The sequence below is a fragment of the Methylobacterium oryzae genome, assembly GCF_036441375.1.
GTDB lineage: Bacteria > Pseudomonadota > Alphaproteobacteria > Rhizobiales > Beijerinckiaceae > Methylobacterium > Methylobacterium oryzae_A.
In genome coordinates this window covers 818,913-835,069 of the sequence record NZ_MLCA01000010.1, presented here as the reverse complement: position 1 = coordinate 835,069, position 16,157 = coordinate 818,913, and the positions used below count along the sequence as shown (strand labels likewise).

Annotated in this window: 15 protein-coding genes and 2 pseudogenes; 5 read left to right on the top strand and 12 right to left on the bottom strand. The window is 70.2% G+C overall.

Features of this window, described 5'->3' with window-relative positions:
• Positions 1–8: 8 nt before the first annotated feature.
• Positions 9–2,393 (top strand): glycosyltransferase family 2 protein, encoded by a 2,385-nt coding sequence (locus MOTC310_RS22420; protein WP_331303344.1) that lies wholly within the window; start codon positions 9–11, stop codon positions 2,391–2,393.
• Between the two features lie 123 nt (positions 2,394–2,516).
• On the opposite strand, the gene MOTC310_RS22415 is transcribed toward MOTC310_RS22420, so the two are convergent.
• The 8 genes from MOTC310_RS22415 to MOTC310_RS22380 form a co-directional block, all read right to left on the bottom strand.
• On the bottom strand, positions 2,517–4,175 hold the full coding sequence (locus MOTC310_RS22415) for a GDSL-type esterase/lipase family protein (protein ID WP_331303343.1): 1,659 nt from the start codon (positions 4,173–4,175) through the stop codon (positions 2,517–2,519).
• 22 nt (positions 4,176–4,197) lie between these two features.
• Positions 4,198–5,442, bottom strand: a complete 1,245-nt coding sequence (locus MOTC310_RS22410) for a hypothetical protein (RefSeq protein ID WP_331303342.1) — start codon at positions 5,440–5,442, stop codon at positions 4,198–4,200.
• Positions 5,443–5,520: 78 nt separating this feature from the next.
• A complete protein-coding gene (locus MOTC310_RS22405; protein ID WP_331303341.1) occupies positions 5,521–6,855 on the bottom strand; it encodes a coagulation factor 5 8 type domain-containing protein in 1,335 nt (444 codons plus the stop codon).
• Positions 6,856–6,993: 138 nt separating this feature from the next.
• Positions 6,994–7,944 carry an N-acetyl-gamma-glutamyl-phosphate reductase gene (gene argC / locus MOTC310_RS22400; RefSeq protein WP_234080953.1) on the bottom strand — a complete coding sequence of 317 codons (951 nt, stop codon included), beginning with the start codon at positions 7,942–7,944 and terminating at the stop codon, positions 6,994–6,996.
• Positions 7,945–8,115: 171 nt separating this feature from the next.
• Positions 8,116–8,601: a 30S ribosomal protein S9 gene (gene rpsI / locus MOTC310_RS22395; RefSeq protein ID WP_012318176.1), complete on the bottom strand. Its 486-nt coding sequence runs from the start codon at positions 8,599–8,601 to the stop codon at positions 8,116–8,118.
• Between the two features lie 2 nt (positions 8,602–8,603).
• On the bottom strand, positions 8,604–9,065 hold the full coding sequence (gene rplM / locus MOTC310_RS22390; protein ID WP_012318175.1) for a 50S ribosomal protein L13: 462 nt from the start codon (positions 9,063–9,065) through the stop codon (positions 8,604–8,606).
• Between the two features lie 210 nt (positions 9,066–9,275).
• Positions 9,276–9,893, bottom strand: coding sequence for a CoA-binding protein (locus MOTC310_RS22385; protein WP_331303340.1), 618 nt, complete (start codon positions 9,891–9,893; stop codon positions 9,276–9,278).
• A 127-nt stretch (positions 9,894–10,020) separates the two neighbouring features.
• On the bottom strand, positions 10,021–11,292 hold the full coding sequence (locus MOTC310_RS22380) for a nucleotide sugar dehydrogenase (RefSeq protein ID WP_331303339.1): 1,272 nt from the start codon (positions 11,290–11,292) through the stop codon (positions 10,021–10,023).
• A gap of 196 nt (positions 11,293–11,488) precedes the next feature.
• On the opposite strand from MOTC310_RS22380, the gene MOTC310_RS22375 reads away from it, so the two are divergent.
• The 3 genes from MOTC310_RS22375 (at position 11,489) to MOTC310_RS22365 (ending at position 12,465) form a co-directional block, all read left to right on the top strand.
• A complete protein-coding gene (locus MOTC310_RS22375) occupies positions 11,489–11,770 on the top strand; it encodes a hypothetical protein (RefSeq protein WP_012318172.1) in 282 nt (93 codons plus the stop codon).
• 69 nt (positions 11,771–11,839) lie between these two features.
• Positions 11,840–11,974: a hypothetical protein gene (locus MOTC310_RS22370; protein ID WP_020096204.1), complete on the top strand. Its 135-nt coding sequence runs from the start codon at positions 11,840–11,842 to the stop codon at positions 11,972–11,974.
• A gap of 137 nt (positions 11,975–12,111) precedes the next feature.
• Positions 12,112–12,465 (top strand): hypothetical protein, encoded by a 354-nt coding sequence (locus tag MOTC310_RS22365; protein ID WP_331303338.1) that lies wholly within the window; start codon positions 12,112–12,114, stop codon positions 12,463–12,465.
• 257 nt (positions 12,466–12,722) lie between these two features.
• On the opposite strand, the gene MOTC310_RS22360 is transcribed toward MOTC310_RS22365, so the two are convergent.
• The 4 genes and pseudogenes from MOTC310_RS22360 to MOTC310_RS22345 form a co-directional block, all read right to left on the bottom strand.
• A complete protein-coding gene (locus tag MOTC310_RS22360; RefSeq protein ID WP_012318169.1) occupies positions 12,723–13,088 on the bottom strand; it encodes a c-type cytochrome in 366 nt (121 codons plus the stop codon).
• A gap of 398 nt (positions 13,089–13,486) precedes the next feature.
• Positions 13,487–13,669, bottom strand: a complete 183-nt coding sequence (locus MOTC310_RS22355; protein ID WP_331303337.1) for a hypothetical protein — start codon at positions 13,667–13,669, stop codon at positions 13,487–13,489.
• Between the two features lie 533 nt (positions 13,670–14,202).
• Complete coding sequence (locus MOTC310_RS22350) at positions 14,203–15,099, bottom strand: IS701 family transposase (protein ID WP_331303336.1); 897 nt, start codon at positions 15,097–15,099, stop codon at positions 14,203–14,205.
• Between the two features lie 335 nt (positions 15,100–15,434).
• Positions 15,435–15,682: pseudogene (locus MOTC310_RS22345) on the bottom strand (IS5/IS1182 family transposase); the annotation flags it as partial.
• A gap of 115 nt (positions 15,683–15,797) precedes the next feature.
• Between MOTC310_RS22345 and MOTC310_RS22340 the strand changes: the two are divergent.
• Positions 15,798–16,061: pseudogene (locus tag MOTC310_RS22340) on the top strand (Arm DNA-binding domain-containing protein); the annotation flags it as partial.
• Positions 16,062–16,157: the final 96 nt, after the last annotated feature.

The window sequence follows — 16,157 nt, the reverse complement described above, 5'->3', positions numbered from 1 at the left end:
TCTGATCGATGCAGGACGGTGCAGGAGAGATCGCACCCGCGCTCGAGCCGTGGCAGGACGACTTCGCCACCATCTACGCCAGCGGACTGTTCGACCATATTGGGTACGCAACGCGCTATCCCGATGTCGGCCTGACCGATTTGTCGCCCCTCGAGCACTACGTGAAGTACGGCGCCCGGCTTGGGCGACGGCCCCGTGCCGACTTCAGCGCGCCGCCAGACGAGACCTTCGACGGCAGCTTCGTCAATCCCTTCGCGGCCTGGCTCCGCGCGCGGGCCGAGACCGAGCCGGCGCCGGCCTGGAACCGGCCGGTCGTCTCGGTCCTGTGCATCAGCTACAACCAGGCGGCCTTCATCCGGCAGACCCTGGAGAGCATCCTCGGCCAGGCCACGGACTTCCCCTTCGAGCTGCTGGTCGGCGACGACCGTTCCACGGACGGGACTGCCGAGATCATCGCCGAGTACGCCGCGCGCCACCCCAATCTCGTGGCGGTCCTGCGCAGCGAGAATCTCGGGCCGAACCGGAACTTCGCCGACCTCACGGCACGCGCCCGCGGCGAGTTCGTGGCGATCTGCGAGGGCGACGATTACTGGACCGACCCGCGCAAACTCCAGCGGCAGGTCGACTTCCTGCGGGCGCGCCCGGAATTCACCCTCTGCTTCCACCGGGTGCGCGTCGTCTACGAGGACATGCCGGGGGTCGACGAGCTGTACCCGAAGCAGTGCAGCCCGCAGCCGTCGCTGTCCGATCTCGTGGCGCACAACTTCGTCCAGACCAACAGCGTGCTCTACCGCTGGCGCTACCACGGCGAGGAGGCGTTCGTGTTCGACGAGGGCATCGCCCCCGGCGACTGGTACGTCCACCTGATGCACGCCGAGGTCGGGCGCGTCGGCTTCCTGCCGGAGGTGATGGCGGTCTACCGCAAGCACGCCGCCGGGATGTGGGCGACCTACGCCACCGAGCTCGCCCGCCACAAGAAGCTCGGCAATTCCGAGATCGCGTTCTTCCGCAAGCTGCGCGGCCATTTCGGCGGCCGCTACGCGGCGGGCTACGAGGCCGCGCAGAAGTCGATCTTCCGGCGGCTGGCCGAGGCCTATCTCGACGAGGAGGACGTGCCGAGCCTCGGGCGCCTGATCGAGGCCAACCCCGACATCGCCCGGGACGCCTTGAGCGACATGGGCCTCGACGCGCCGGATGACCTTTCAGGAGAGCCGGAGGCCCTGCGCGCGTGGCTGCTGGAGCAACTCACCGTCAGCGTCATCGTCACGGCCTACAACCACGCCGCCGATATCGGCCGCTGCCTCGACGCGGTGCTGGGCCAGCGCGGCCTGTTCCGGCTGCAGGTCGTGATCGGCGACGACAAGTCCACCGACGGCACTGCCGCGATCGTCGAGCGCTACCGGGCACGCGACCCGGAGCGGATCGCGGTGCGGCCGCGGCCGCAGAACCTCGGCATGCTGCGCAACATGCAGGATTGCCTCGCCGCCTGCACGGGCCGGTACATCGCCTTCTGCGAGGCGGACGATTACTGGCTGTCGGACCGCAAGATCGCCATGCAGATGCGGATGCTGCGCAACGACCGCAAGCTGGGCATGTGCTTCAACTGGGTGCTGCTCCACTACCCGGCGACCGGCTCCTACGTCCCACACGACGAGCAGGGCCGCTATCCGACCGGCCCGATCAGCTTCCCGGTCCTGGCGAACTCGCCGCTCACCGCCAACTTCTCCTGCTGTTTCTACCGCGCCGAGGCCCTGCGCCGGGTGCCGGAGGCCTATTACGCGAACACCTCGGCGGCCGACTGGCTGATGAACCTCTACGTCGCCGACAAGGGCCGGATCGCGTTCCTGCGGGAACTGCTCTCGGTCTACACGGTCCAGGAGAAGGGGCAGTGGTCGGGCCTGCCGGAGGACATCAAGAACGCCCGGATCGCCCAGTACCAGAAGGAGTTCGCCGGCATCTTCGGGGAGGGGCGCGGCTTCGAGAAGTACGAGGTGGGCTGCACGGTCGCCGAGCTCGACGGCGAACTGCCGGATTCCTTCGCCCGCGCGAACCTGGAGGCCCCCCAGGACCGGGTCTGGGCCGAGATCCAGGACGGGCAGGTGGTGCTGGCGGGCTGGGTCGTCTCGGCGAGCCGCGCCAAGGCGACCCTGATCGTGGAGGCCGACGGCGAGGTCCAGCGCATCCCCGCGGACGTCCACCGGCCGGATGTGATCGCCGCGGTGCTGGGCGACACGCCCACCACGATGGAGGAGGCCCGCTGCGGCTTCCGCTTCACCCTCCCCTACGCGCTCCACCTCGAGGTGCTGCTCTCCATCGAGGTCGAGCACGAGGTCGCGCCCTGGCTCTCGGTGATCTTCACCCACCGGGTGAGGCGGGGGCCCCAGCAGGGCTGACTTTCGACATTGGACGGGGCGAAGCGACTCCGTGCAGCGCGACGTACCCCCTCTCCCGCACGAGAGAGGGAACCTGCGCCAATCGCGGCGCCGCGACCCCGGTGCGACGCCCTTGGCTGGGCTCTATCGCCGCCGACCGCCGAGGAGGTGCCGTAGACGCGCCAGTGGCGTGCGGGCGCGGGCCCGGTCCAGGGCCCCGCGGATCTCCGCGGCCAGCCGGGTCGCGACGATCTCGCGGGCGGGATCGTCGTAGTGGACGATGTCGTAGAAGGTCCCCTCCTCCCGGTCGCGGAAGATGCCGCTGAGGTCGAGGGCCGTGAAGGTGCGCCGGTACGGGCGCCGCGCCGCGAGCTGCGCGGTGAACGCCTCCAGCTTGGCGTATTGCCGGTCGAGATAGGCCAGGAACGCCCCCGAGGCGACGCCGCTTTCCACCTCGGTGAGGTGGCTTTTGCGCAGGATCGTCGGCTGCAGCACGCTGACGATCGGCACCCGGTGGTCGTGGGACAGCTTGGTCAGCCGGTGCGCCGCCAGCGCGTAGTGGTGGATGATCGCCTCCTCCCAGCCCGGGCTCTGCCAGCCCACCTCCGCGCGCAGCCGCTTCAGCTCCTCGTAGATCAGCGTGATGAGCGCCTCGTAGGACAGGCCGTCCTCGCGGGCCCGGGGATCGTGCGTGTCGAAGAAGTGGTCGTAGAGCCGCTGGGTGATGAAGGCGTTGTAGGGATGGCCCGGCCGCGGATCGTAGGTCCAGGGCTGGAACAGGTCGGTGCTGCCGCTCAGCACGAGGATCGCGTCGGGGCTGTAGGTCACCAGGCGCGACCAGATCAGGTGGGTCATCTGCGTGAGGCAGCTCGACATCACCCCGAAATTGTAGACCTTCGCGCTGTCGAGGCCGTCCGCCCGCAGGATCCGCTCGATGCGGCCCGGCAGGGTGTTGGCGATGTCGCCGCCGTCGATCGTGGTCGAGTCGCCGACGACCAGGATCCGGGTCTCGCCCTCGGGCTTGCGCGCGACGATCGGGGCGGCGTTCAGGAAGCCGTCGGCGTCGAACGGGACACCGTAATGGCTCGCCCCCGGCTTGCCGGCGAACTGGATGAACGGGCTCGGATAGCGCGTGTTCGAGTCGAGATAGCCGAAATGGTGCAGGAACTTGCGCCGCCGCGCGGCGTCCTCGCTCTCCGGTGGGGCCCAGATCTGCTCGACGCCCGGGGCGGTCAGAGCCGCCATCATCGCGCCCCTGAGCGCCGCGTGGCCGGCGGCGTTCAGCCGGATGCCGTCGTCGCTGAGAGCGGGCCTGAGCGCGCCCGTCCCGGTCGCCAGGACGGCGTCGTAATCGATGAACTGCGCGCCGTATGCCTGCACGTGATCGCGCAGCCACGCGTTGACCTGCCCGATGAGCGGGACGGGCAAGCCGGCCGCGGCCGGCGAGGCCGGATCCACCGGCGGTATCGAGCCGACCCAGGTCCGCACGTAGAGGTCGCGCGCGTCCTGCAGCATCGCGGCGAAGTCGGCCACGATGCTGTCCAGCGACGGCGCGGCCTTGCCGCTGAGGATGTCGTCGCGGCCGCCGATGAGGTGCAGGCCGCGGGCTCCGTAGAGGGCTATGTCGGAGCGAAGCCGGCGCCCCATGTCCCGGGTCGACTGCCCGGCAATTCCGCGCGCGACCGTCTGGGGGCCGGAGAAGAGCGGCGGTGTCTCGGCCACCAGCTCCGCCGTGACCGAATCGCCGAAGAAGAGGATCGGCCCGAACGGGAACAGCGGCTTGTCCTGCATCGGCGTGCTCATGCCGTCGCGATCCGGGGCGGCGTCAGCGCGCCGCGAAGATCTCGATCCCGTCGAGATGCAGGTGCTGCTCCTCGTCGAGATCGATCTTGAGGTAGCGGAACCGCGCGTTGTCGAACCGCAGGTGGAGGGGCAGGCCGGGATGGCAGTGGGCGTCCACGGCGTCGAAGACGAGGCTGTAGTCGCCCTCGGTCTCCCCCAGCCAGACCCGCATCAGCTGCGCCCGCTCGCTGAGCTGCCCCCAGCGATTGTAGATCCGGATCTCCGAGATCCGCTCGACCGCGCCGAGATCGAGGACGAACCAGGGGTTTCGGTCGAGCCCGGTGTGGAAGAAGAAGGACGGGTCGCCGGTGGTGCGCGCGCCGTAGGTGCCGGTCGTGCCCGACCAGGGCGAGGCGGAGCTCGCCGTCCAGGTCTTGCCCAGCGCGATGTTCTCGGAGGGGCGCATCGCCACCAGCGTGTCCATCTCCAGCTCGTCGATCAGCGTCCGGATCTGCTTGGACGGCTGCCGCAGGGGCGGGATTTCCAGCTCGAGCTTGTAGATCAGGTTCGACAGGATGCTCTGGTCGAAGCGGTGGTCGATGAAGCCCTCAAGATCCGGCAGGCCCATCTGATTCGGGATGTCGGTGACGACCCGCGGATCGCCGGCGTAGCGCAGCCACTCGGCCACGAGCCGGCGGGTGGCGGGGCTGACCATGAAGGCGATCCAGGAGGCCTGGATCTGGTCGGCGTCCCAGTAGCGCGCCGAGTCGCACTCCATCAGCACGAAGCAGTCGCGCTTGGTCCAGGCCCGCTGCGGCTTGCCGTGCAGCACGCCCACCGCGACCCGGCGCTCCGAGCCGTCGAGCCAGGTGAGCAGCGGCGCCACCGGCGGCAGCGGGTCGTCGCCGACCGCCTGCATGCCGGTGTCGCTGAACACGATGAAGTCGCCGTCGCGGCGCTTCTCCAGCGCCTCGGCGATGACGTAGGGCTTCCAGGCCCAGTTGCCGGCGCCCCGGGACCGGTCGAGGATCTCCCGGTGCGCGCGGTAGAAAGGCGTCTCGCGCAGCCGGTCGGGGGACCAGCTCTCGATCGTGTCGAAATCGCCCGTGGCGGCGGCCGAGGCCACCAGCCGGCGCTGGCTCTCGACGTAGTGGTACTTGGCGGCGAAGCTGACCAGGGTGGTGTGGCGCGGCCGGAGCCGGCGCCGCAGCCGCATCAGCACCTCGGCCCGGTGCATGTCGAAGGCGTTGACGCGCAGGGCCTCCGGGGATGGGTCAGCGCTGGCCAAGTCTGTCCTCCGGCGGTGGCTCGAGGGCTTGTCACCGGTTTTGCCGGCTTCGGCAAGGCGGCCGCGGCGGGGCCGGGCTCAGGCGTCGTCGAAGGCGAGGTTCTCGGCCGGATACGCGAGCATCAGCGCGCGGCGCTCGGGCGAGTTGTCCCACTCGCCGACCTTCGTGTAGCCGCCGGCGACGTCCAGCACTTCCACGACGCGTCCGATGGTCGGGATGCTCTTGAAATGCTGCGGCCAGCCGGAGGCGAAGTAGTAGACCTGCTCGACGTGCTCGGAGAGCTGGCAGACCCCCGGCCCGAACGTGCCGAGCCCGAAGACGAGGTAGCGCCCGTTCATCAGCGCCGCGACGTCGTCGATGAGGGTGCCGCTCTGAGTCGTCAGCGGCACGCCGATCTCGGCGATCCACGCTTCCAGCACCGGGATCACCGGGTTGAGCCGGTTCTCGAACACCATCTTGATCCGGGCGATGCGGCCCCCCGCCAGGAGCCGCCGGATCACCATCTGGTAGAAGGCGAGCGGTGGCTGCGGGTAGGTCGGCGCCACCCAGGTGCTGAAGATGTCCCCCGAGCGGATGTGGATCAGCAGCTCGTCGTCGGGCTTGGCCGGGATATCCCGCGGCAGCCGGTTGAACAGCGGCCGGATGCAGGTCCGCACGATGTCCCGGGTCTCGTCCGGGCCGAGGGTGCCGGCGAGCTGCTGGATCCCGAGGTCGAAATACATCCCCGACAGGAACATGCCCGCCTCCGGCAGCGGCTCCGAGCCGGGGATGAAGGTGAGGCCGCCGCAGGTCAGGGGGCCGGTGAGGCCGATCACCTCGCTCCGGTCGGCGGCCGGGAGCTTGATGTATTTCAGGTTCAGGTTGCGGGCGATGCCGATGGCGAGCAGCAGCTGGATCAGGCAGTTGCCGAAGGCGCCGCACTCGTAGAGCGCGAGCCCGACCAGGGCGCGGGAGCGCGGCCGCTCGGCGCTGACGAGGCGGTAGGAGACGTAAACGTTCGCGCCGGGCCGCTCGTCGGCCATGTCGAAGGGCACGTCGAGCACGCGCCGCAGGGCGATGAGGTCGAAATCCGCCCGGTCGCACAGCACCCGCACCGCCGGCGGCGCGCTTCCCGCGGGGCCGTCCGGGGCGACGCGGACGTGGCGCGCCCAGGCGCCTTCCCCGGCGGCGAGCACCAGGGTCGCGGGCCCGCTCCGGGCCGCGTCGAGATCGGGCTCGCGCCAGACCTGCCCGTCGTCGGAGAGGGCGAGGCGCGGCGGCGCCGCGCAGGCCGCCGCGATCTCGACCCGGCGGACCGGGCAGCGGAAGCCGAGATCGACCTGGAAGCCCGGTGGGCCGGCCAAGCGGTCGGTCGCGCCGGCCGCGCGGTGCCAGGGCCGGCCGAACGCCGCATCGATCAGGTCGCCGTTCATCGCGTCTCGCGCTGCGCAGGGAGCGGTCCGGGGCCCGCGCCCCGAGCCCCTCTCTTCGCCGTCCGACCCCCCTCTGTCGAGGCGGGCGTGAGGGTCCCGCCGCCGCGTCCTGCGGTGACGGGCGCGGCGCCCGTGCGGCTAGCCGTCGAGCCCGAGCATCAGCCCGAGATTCTGCACGGCCGCCCCGGAGGCACCCTTGCCGAGATTGTCGAGGCGCGCGACCAGCACCGCCTGCCCGTGCTCGGCCGAGCCGAACACCCGCAGCTCCAGCCGGTCGGTGTCGTTGAGATCCTCCGGCTCGATCTTCTCGCGGTGCGCGCCGGTGGCGGCGCCCGGCACGACCTGCACCAGGGGCTGGCCGGCGTACCAGTCGCGCAGGGCCGCCTCGAGGTCGGAGGCCGTGGGCCGGCCCGGCAGCGTCTCGAGGTGGAGCGGCACGCTCACCAGCATCCCCTGCCGGAAATTGCCCACCGACGGCACGAAGATCGGCCGCCGAGTCAGCCCGCTGTAGCGCTGCAATTCCGGCAGGTGCTTGTGGGCGAAGCCGAGGCCGTAGAGCTGGAACGGCGGCGCCGCGCCCTGCTCGTAGGCCTCGATCATGCTCTTGCCGCCGCCGCTGTAGCCGCTGACCGCGTTGACGCTGATCGGGTGGTCGGCCGGGATCAGGCCGCCCTCCACCAGCGGGCGCAGGAGCGCGACGCCGCCGGTCGGGTAGCAGCCGGGATTGGCGACCCGCCGGGCGCGGGCCACCGCCGCCCCCTGCTCCCGGGTCAGCTCCGGGAAGCCGTAGGTCCAGCCCTCCGCGACCCGGTGGGCGGTGCTAGCGTCGAGCACGCGCGGGCCGCCGCCCGGCAGGCTGTCGGCCAGCGCCACGGTCTCCTTGGCGGCCGCGTCCGGCAGGCAGAGCACGACGAGGTCGACCTCGGCGAGGAGCGCGCGCTTCGCCGCCGGGTCCTTGCGGTGCTCGGGCGCGATGCTGCGCAGGGCGACCCGCCCGTCGCGCTCCAGGCGCTCGCGGATGCCGAGACCGGTCGTGCCGGCCTCGCCGTCGATGAACACGGTGGGCTTCGTCGCGCCTGCGCCAGACATCGCTCGTCTCGCTCTCTCTAAAACGCCTTGCCGCCCGAGTCGGGCACCGCGGCCGGGGATCAGGTGCGCGCGGTGCGGCAGCCTGTCAACGGCCGTGCCGCGGCCTGAAAACGCGAAAGGGCGGCCCCCGCAGGAGCCGCCCTCTCCGTGACACCGGTGTGACCGGGTGTCTTAACGCTTGGAGAACTGGAAGCTGCGGCGGGCCTTCTTGCGGCCGTACTTCTTGCGCTCGACGACGCGGGCGTCGCGGGTGAGGAAGCCCTCACGCTTCAGCGGGGCGCGCAGCTCCGGCTCGTAGTAGGTCAGGGCCTTCGACAGGCCGTGGCGCACCGCGCCGGCCTGGCCGGAGAGGCCGCCGCCCGCCACCGTGACGGTGATGTCGTACTGGTCGACGCGGCCGGCGATCTCCAGCGGCTGGCGCAGGATCATGCGCAGCACCGGGCGGGCGAAGTAGGTCTCCACCGGGCGCTTGTTGATCGTGACCGTGCCGTTGCCGGGCTTGATCCAGACGCGGGCGACCGCGTCCTTGCGCTTGCCGGTGGCGTAGGCGCGGCCCTGCGCGTCCAGCTTCTGGACGTGGACGGGGGCCTCGTTGGCGGGGTCGACCGCGCCGGTGTTCGACCGGTTGAGGTCGGCGAGGGACTGCAGGGTCGCCATGATCAAGCGCTCACGTTCTTGCGGTTGAGGGCGCCGACGTCGAGCGCCTGCGGCTGCTGGGCCTCATGCGGGTGCTCGGTGCCCTTGTAGACGCGGAGATTGCCGAGGATCTGGCGGAAGAGCGGGCCGCGGGGCAGCATGCGCTCGACGGCCTTCTCCACCACGCGCTCGGGGAACCGGCCCTCGAGGATGAACTTGGCAGTCCGCTCCTTGATGCCGCCCGGATAGCCGGTGTGGTAGAAATAGCTCTTCTGATTGTACTTACGCCCGGTGAACTTCACCTTCTCGGCGTTGATGACGATGACGTTGTCGCCGCAATCGACGTGGGGCGTGTAGGCGGCCTTGTGCTTGCCGCGCAGGCGCATCGCCACGATCGACGCGAGGCGGCCGACGACGAGGCCCTCCGCGTCGATCACGATCCACTTCTTGTCGACCTCGGCGGGCTTCAGCGAGGTGGTCTTCATAGCCAAATCCCAGGGGTTCCGACGGACCGGACCCCGACGCTTCGGGATCCGCGGACATCGGGGTGCCGAAAAACGAGCCGCCGCGTGGGGCACACGCGGCGGCGGTGCCGGGTGCATAGACGGCCCCAGACGCTGGGTCAACAGGGAAGTTTAAGATCCCGGAAAAGCTATTTTGTTCAGCGTGTTGGCGGTTGAGGTACCAGAATACCGCTAGCCGTCGGAGCGCCGGCCCCGCTCCGCGATGGTCAGCTTCTGGACTCCCCTTCCCGCCAGCACCGGCTTCCGGGCGCTGAGGATCCGGGAGTTCACGCCGGTCCAGCCGATCTCGCCGGAGAGCCGGCCGTACTCGATCTTGGGGCAGCGGTTCATGATCACCGTCAGTCCGCGCGCCTCGGCCCGGGCGGCGGCCGCGTCGTCGCGCACGCCGAGCTGCATCCAGATCATCTTCGGCGGCGGCGTCAGCGCCAGCGCCTCGTCGACCAGCGGCCCGGCGGCGGCGGAGTTGCGGAAGATCTCGACCATGTCGATTGGCTGGTCGCCCAGCCCGGCCTGGACCTCGGCGAGGGAGGCGGCCACCCGGCGCCCGAGCAGGTCCTGGCCGGCGAGGCCGGGATTGACCGGCGTCACCGCGTAGCCCCGGTCGAGCAGGTATTTCAGGACGATCCAGCTCGGGCGCGCCGGATTCGCCGAGGCGCCCACCAGCGCGATCGTGCGCGTGCCGTTCAGGATCGTGCGGATCTGCGCGTCGGGGTAGCGGGCGTGCCGCTCCGCGAGCGCTGCCGCGTCGCTGGGCGCGGGTGGCCGGTTCTCGTGGCCCGTCTCGTCCATGGCGTGTTCCCTCGTCGTCCGGATGATCGCGGGTCGTGTCGCGCTTCTCGCCGCGTTCTGTGCCGCGTTTCTGGCCGCGCGTCGCGCCGCTGTCGCGGCCTCGGCGCGGCCGCCGTCACAGCCACCGTCATAGCCGCCAGACCTCGTAACCCAGCCGCGCGAACGGCGCCTTCTCGAAGAGTGCCTTCACGTCCACGATCAGGCCGCCGGGCTTCACCCGGGCGGCGATCGCCTCCGGGCCGAGTCGGGCGTAGTCGCGGTGCGGGACCGCGATCACGGCCGCGTCGGCCTCGGTGGGCAGGTCGGCCCAGTCGACGAGGGCGATGCCGTACTCGGCCCGGGCCTCCGCCGCGCCGGCGCGGGGATCGTGGACCGACACGGCGCAGCCGAATTCCTCCAGCTCCCGCACGAGGTCGGCGACCTTCGAGTTGCGCAGGTCGGCGCAGTTCTCCTTGAAGGTCAGGCCGAGGACGATGACCCGCGCCCGCCCGGTCCCGCCGCGCCGGACGATCCGCTTCACCGTGCTGCGGGCGACGTGGGCCGCCATGCTGTCGTTGATCCGCCGCCCGGCCAGGATCACCTGCGGGTGGTAGCCGATCATCGCGGCCTTGTGGGTCAGGTAGTACGGGTCAACGCCGATGCAGTGGCCGCCCACGAGCCCGGGGCGGAACGGCAGGAAGTTCCACTTGGTCCCCGCCGCCGCGAGGACCTCCTGGGTGTCGAGGTCGAGCTTGTCGAAGATCAGCGACAGCTCGTTCATGAGCGCGATGTTCAGGTCGCGCTGGGTGTTCTCGATGACCTTGGCGGCCTCGGCCACCCGGATGGACGAGGCGGCGTGGAGCCCCGCCTCGATGATCGACCCGTAGAGGGCCTTGAGCCGCTCCAGGGTCTCGGGGGTGTCGCCGGCGACGATCTTCACCACCCGGGCGAGGCTGTGCTCCCGGTCGCCCGGGTTGATCCGCTCGGGCGAGTAGCCGACGAAGAAATCCGTCTTCCAGCGCAGGCCCGAGGCGCGCTCCAGGACCGGGATGCAGACCTCCTCGGTGGCCCCGGGATAGACCGTGGATTCGAACACCACGGTCGCGCCCGGCCGCATGTGCCGGCCGACGAGGTCCGAGGCCCGGATCAGCAGGTCGAAATCGGGGCACTGGGCCGCGTCCACCGGGGTCGGGACCGTGACGACGATCACGTCCGCCGCGCCCAGCGCGGTCGGGTCGTCGGTGATCGCGAGGTGCGCGGCGGCCCGGAACGCCTCCGCGACGATCTCCCCGGCCGGGTCGTACCCGGCCCGGTAGGCCGCCACCTTGTCGGCGGCGCGCTCGTAGCCGATCGTGGCCCGCCCCCGGCCGAACGCCAGGGCGAGCGGGAGCCCGACATAGCCCAGGCCGACGATCGCCACGCTGTCCGCCGAGCGGTCCCCTGAGCCGTCTGCCGCTCCGTCAGCCACGCCGGATCCCTCTGCGGGCTCGGAGGGCGCCGATGACGATCCGGCCGCCGGGCGCGTATAGGGGCGGTCCGCGCCGGCGTCGACTCGCCTCGGCCCGCGCGGTGCGCGGCCCCGGACCGCTTACGGGGCGAGACCATGGGGCGTGACGATGCCTGATCTCCGCTGGACCGAGGGGCCGGTCCACTGCACCGACCTCGTCGACGGGACCGGAAAGGTCTTCGGCTACGTCGGTCCCTGCGCCGCGGGCACCCGCGGCTACGTCGTCCAGTCCGGGTCGGAATGGCCGCCGCGCCCCGCCGCCTTCGCCGATCACCCCGCGGCCGCGGCGGCCCGCGCCTGGGTCGAGGCCGCCGTGTCGGCGCGCGCTTTCCGGCCCGTCCGCATCCTCCGGGAGGACGTTGCTCGGGAGGACGGCGCGCCGGAGGCCTGATCGCCCGGCGCGGTTCAGGAACTCGTCAGGTTCGCTCGGCTTTGTTGTGGCGTGGAATGGAGGCGCCCGATGGCCGAAATCTGCATCACGGAAGACCAGAACGGACGGTGGACCGTCTACACCGCCGGACTAGTGGTGACGGACCTGACGCGCGAGGCCGCCGAGGCCTTCGCGGCGAGCTACCGCCGCGTCACGGCCGGCTGAGCGACGGGTCCTCCGACACCCCGGAGCCCGAACGCGCGGCCCCCGGGAGCGCCGGCGCGCTCGGGCTCCGGGGCGCGTCGTGCTATGAGGCCCGCCGAGCCCCGATCGCCCTGTCGCGGGCAATGAGGTCGATCACCATGCGCCTGTTCCTGCTCGCCACCGCCCTGCTGGCGCTGCCCGCCCCCGCCTCGGCGCTCTGCCGCTGCACGTGCATCCGGGGCGAGATGAAGGCGATCTGCCAGGAGACCGACCTGACGGTGCCGATCTGCCAGGGTCTCTGCGAGACCACGATCCGGCAGGAGCGGGTCATCATCCCGCTGGCCGGCGGCCGGCAGGCCTTCGAGCCGGCCCAGTCGACCAACCCCGCGCCCGGCGGCCTCGTGTCCCCCGATCTCAGCCTGGACACCAACCCGAACGGCACCCAGCTGGGCACGCCGAGCCAGCTCTCCGGCAGTGTCGGGTCGAGCCTCTCCTCCGGCAGCGGCCGCTGAGCCACGAAAAAGCCCCGCGCGGCGGGTGCCGGCGGGGCTGAAGGTTGAGGACGCCCGGTGCGTTACGCCGAGCGACTGCGCCCAGAGTAACACCATTCTGCGGGATGGGAAGTTCTGGCGAATAAAAATCAAGACTATTTTTGTCGATCGCCCTCTGGTAAAAGGAAAATTCCCCGCTCGGCTGGGCCGGGCGGGGTATATCGCGGCGGGTGCGTGGCGGGAGGCCGCGCGTATCCTTGGTCCGAAACCTGTCCGACTTAGGACTGGGTCTTCAGGTATGCGATGAGGTCGTTGATCTTCTTGTCGTCCGCGATGCCCTGGAAGATCATCTTGTTGCCGGGCACCTTCGCCTTCGGGTTCTTCAGCCACTCGTGCAGGTTGGCCTCGTCCCAGGTGATGCCCGAGTTCTTCAGGGCGGCCGAGTAGTTGTAGCCCTCGTAGGTGCCCGCCTTGCGGCCGACGACGCCCTTCAGGTCTGGGCCCACGCCGTTCTTCTGGAAGTTGTGGCACGCCTTGCAGGGGGCGAACGCCTTCTCGCCGGCGGCGGCGTCACCGGCCTCCTGGGCCTGCGCGGCGAAAGGCAGGACGACGGCGAGAACTGCGCCGATTGCGAGCATACGCATGTATAAACCCCAATCCAGAAGATAAGCTTCGCGGTTTTGGCAGAAAAAACGCGCGATGCAAGCGAAAAAATCTGAGCCTGAGCGCAGATTATATTGTGCGCCGTCTCACATCATCTCGAAAATCTTGCCGGCCGCGGTACAGCCCGTCGGGCCCGGCCGCCGCCCGTTGGCGGGCCGCCGCCCGCGCACGGCCCGTCTCGCCCGCAGAGGGATACGGAAGGGGACGGCGAACCTGAGAACTCTTCCAAGTTTGGCATGTCGCGATGTTGACGTGCGCCGAGGCACGATAATCCGCCCCGCGCCGGAAAATCCGTCTCGCCCGGGGAGCCGAGGACGGCGCGCACGAGAAAGGGCCCGCCTCGGCGAGCCCTGCCGAGTCCCTGGACGGGCGCGCGACGCTAGGCGGCGAGCGGCAGCCGGATCGCCGGCGGGCGAGGCTCCGGCACCGTCGCGGCCCGCGCCATCGCGGCGCCGGCATTCCACGCTGCGGGCGCCGCGACCCACGCGGCGAGGATCGTCGTCTCCAGGATGCGAGGCGCTGCCGTCAGCGGGCGGGGTATCGTCGGTCGTTGGCTGATCATGACGTCTCCGCGGCTTGCTCCGAGGGCCATGCGCTCGAATGGTTACCGCTGAGTCTCCGCCGGGACGGCGCGCGCAGATGTGATGCGCCGGCCCAATCCCGCAATGATCGATATTGGTGAGATCGATTCACTAGCGCAAGGCGCCACTGTCTTTCGTCGCAAGGTGTGGACGCCGCCCGGTGGAAAAACCTGTTTCGGCGATACGCTCGAGGCTCATGCGAGAAACCTGCTCGTGGCATATAAGCTCGACTTTGGCCTTTCATGCGGCGTAGCAGAGCGCATAGGCCCAGGGCGCTGGCAAACGGAAGCGGAGTTTTGTTCGGGGGCGTCGGCGCGGTGATGTTGCCAAAGTCCGCTCGCGCCAGATCGTACAGCGCACGGCGGCCAGAGCGTCGGGGAAGGTCGGGTGCGGTTTGGGGTACCACGCGGTCGCCGTGACGCGTCGCCGTTGGCGAGCCGAGAGGCGTGCGGCCAGCAGCGTGACGATCGAGAACAGAGCGAGCAGGCAGGGCGTGGTGCGGGCGATCGCCGTGTCAGACCACTGCCGCTGCGTCTCGACCCCGAGATGGGCACGCGCCTCCTGGAAAGTGACCTCGATGGTCCAGCACCGCACAAACCACCCTACGATCTGCGCGGGCTCGCGCGTCGGATCTGTGCAGAGCAGGGCCTGGGGTGGGAAAGCGCGCCTCGGGATCGCGGATGAGGACCCAACGGATCGGTACGACGGGCAAGCCACCGTGCCGCCACACCGCGGTGTCCGAGGCAATCTCGATCGTGCGCTCGCCTGCCCCGTACCAGCCGGGCACCACGACCGCGTGCCAGCGCGTGTCCTTGGCCGCTAGGATCGCGGCGAGCGTCGGCAGTCGCGCGCCTTTGGTCCGCGGGCGCCCAATCGTGCCCGGCGGGGCGGGATCGTAAAGTGCTGCGTCGAGCCGCAGGCGGGTGATCGCCGCGACGCGGGCGCGGCGCATCGCGTCGAGGAACAGCAAGGCCGAGAAGTCGCTGTCGCCCACCACCACGAGGTCGCGCCCCGGCAGCCAGCGTCGGGCCTGGAGGGCGAGTTGGCCGCCGACGTTGAGCAACGGCTTGTGCCGACGGCCCCGTTCACGACAGGCGCGTTCGGACGGCACCAGCGCGGTCAGAAACGGCAACGCCCAGACGCGCCCTGCCCAGGGGATCGGGGCGAGCACCATCAGGCTCATCCAGCGCAGCCCGCTCGCCTTGACGAAGTGGCTGTCGGAGGAGCGAACCGGATCACGGTAGATGCCCTTGGCGGCGATCCGCTTGCCGCGGCGGCGCTCGATCGTGTCGTCCAGTCCCAGGACCAGGGGGCCACGTTGCGCGAACGCATCGACGAGGAGCCCGAGCAAGATACGGCTGCCGGAGCGCGGGCACCACGCCGCTCGGTTGAGGATGCGGTGGACGTTCACGAATCGCCGCTCCTGCCGCGCGGCCCATGATGCGCAGGACGCGTGTCACCGTGCGCTGCTCCGGCGTGAGGATCGCGCCGACCAGCAGGTTCTGCGCGTGTCGCCACGAGCGGTGGACGAACAGCGGTGCGAACGCCAGGATGATCCCGGCGAAGCGGGCGGGCAGGGGAAGCATCGCGGTGTCTCTTGGCGGGGACGCCACCAGCCTATCCGTCACGCCCGCTTCGTCACCTCACACCCTCGACGCGCCGCAAATGGCCAAAGTCGAGCTTAGAGGATCTGACGCGACCTACGTCGCCAGCCCGATCTGGGTCGGATCGCCTCGCTCCTGGTCCTCAGACCGTCTTCGTTCGGGAGCTGTTGAGCCAGGCCGCCCGGTTCATGTTGTAGACGGGGTTGGCTAGCCCGATCTTCACGGCGGCTGGGGCCAAGCCGATGGTGCGCACAAGAGCTCCATCGGCCACTTTTGACGGGCGAAGACGTGCTCGACAGCGGCGCGGACCTTCGACTTCCCATCGTTGGCGCGGGCGACGTTCCCCGCCTTCGGCTTACCTGGCGGCTTCTTGCGATGGATGCGGGAGCGTCAACTGAACCCCCATCTCGGCCGGTCCACAAAGGTCCAATAGCGTCGGGAAAAAACCCTTCTTTATCAACCTCTTGCCGAGTGGTATAGGAACATAGGTCCAAACCGGTTCGGCGTGATCTGTTCCGATCTTGGTGGGGTTGGTGGGGTAAATGGTGGGGTAGATGGCGCGAGCGATCAACCGAATGTCGGCGCGGACGGTTCAGACGCTCGCCGAGCCGAGCCGGGCCGTCACGCCGACGGAGATGGGCTTTACCTCGTCGTCGACCAGAACGGCGGAAAGCGCTGGGTCTTTCTCTATCGCCTGGCCGGCCGACGCCGTGAAATGGGACTTGGGTCGCTACGCACCATCTCCCTCGCGAAAGCCCGCGAATTAGCAAGTCGTGCCCGGACGATGGTGGCCCAGCGGCAGGACCCTGTTGAGGCTCGACAGGCCGAAGCGCCCTCCCCCCGCCCGGCACCCGTACCGAGTGTG

What these genes read in the sequence shown, in the direction of transcription:
- MOTC310_RS22420 (WP_331303344.1), top strand. Translation starts at nt 9, where the DNA reads ATGCAGGACGGTGCAGGAGAGATCGCACCCGCGCTCGAGCCGTGGCAG.
- MOTC310_RS22415 (WP_331303343.1), bottom strand. Translation starts at nt 4,175, where the DNA reads ATGAGCACGCCGATGCAGGACAAGCCGCTGTTCCCGTTCGGGCCGATC.
- MOTC310_RS22405 (WP_331303341.1), bottom strand. Translation starts at nt 6,855, where the DNA reads ATGAACGGCGACCTGATCGATGCGGCGTTCGGCCGGCCCTGGCACCGC.
- argC (WP_234080953.1), bottom strand. Translation starts at nt 7,944, where the DNA reads ATGTCTGGCGCAGGCGCGACGAAGCCCACCGTGTTCATCGACGGCGAG.
- rpsI (WP_012318176.1), bottom strand. Translation starts at nt 8,601, where the DNA reads ATGGCGACCCTGCAGTCCCTCGCCGACCTCAACCGGTCGAACACCGGC.
- rplM (WP_012318175.1), bottom strand. Translation starts at nt 9,065, where the DNA reads ATGAAGACCACCTCGCTGAAGCCCGCCGAGGTCGACAAGAAGTGGATC.
- MOTC310_RS22385 (WP_331303340.1), bottom strand. Translation starts at nt 9,893, where the DNA reads ATGGACGAGACGGGCCACGAGAACCGGCCACCCGCGCCCAGCGACGCG.
- MOTC310_RS22375 (WP_012318172.1), top strand. Translation starts at nt 11,489, where the DNA reads ATGCCTGATCTCCGCTGGACCGAGGGGCCGGTCCACTGCACCGACCTC.
- MOTC310_RS22370 (WP_020096204.1), top strand. Translation starts at nt 11,840, where the DNA reads ATGGCCGAAATCTGCATCACGGAAGACCAGAACGGACGGTGGACCGTC.
- MOTC310_RS22365 (WP_331303338.1), top strand. Translation starts at nt 12,112, where the DNA reads ATGCGCCTGTTCCTGCTCGCCACCGCCCTGCTGGCGCTGCCCGCCCCC.
- MOTC310_RS22360 (WP_012318169.1), bottom strand. Translation starts at nt 13,088, where the DNA reads ATGCGTATGCTCGCAATCGGCGCAGTTCTCGCCGTCGTCCTGCCTTTC.
- MOTC310_RS22355 (WP_331303337.1), bottom strand. Translation starts at nt 13,669, where the DNA reads ATGATCAGCCAACGACCGACGATACCCCGCCCGCTGACGGCAGCGCCT.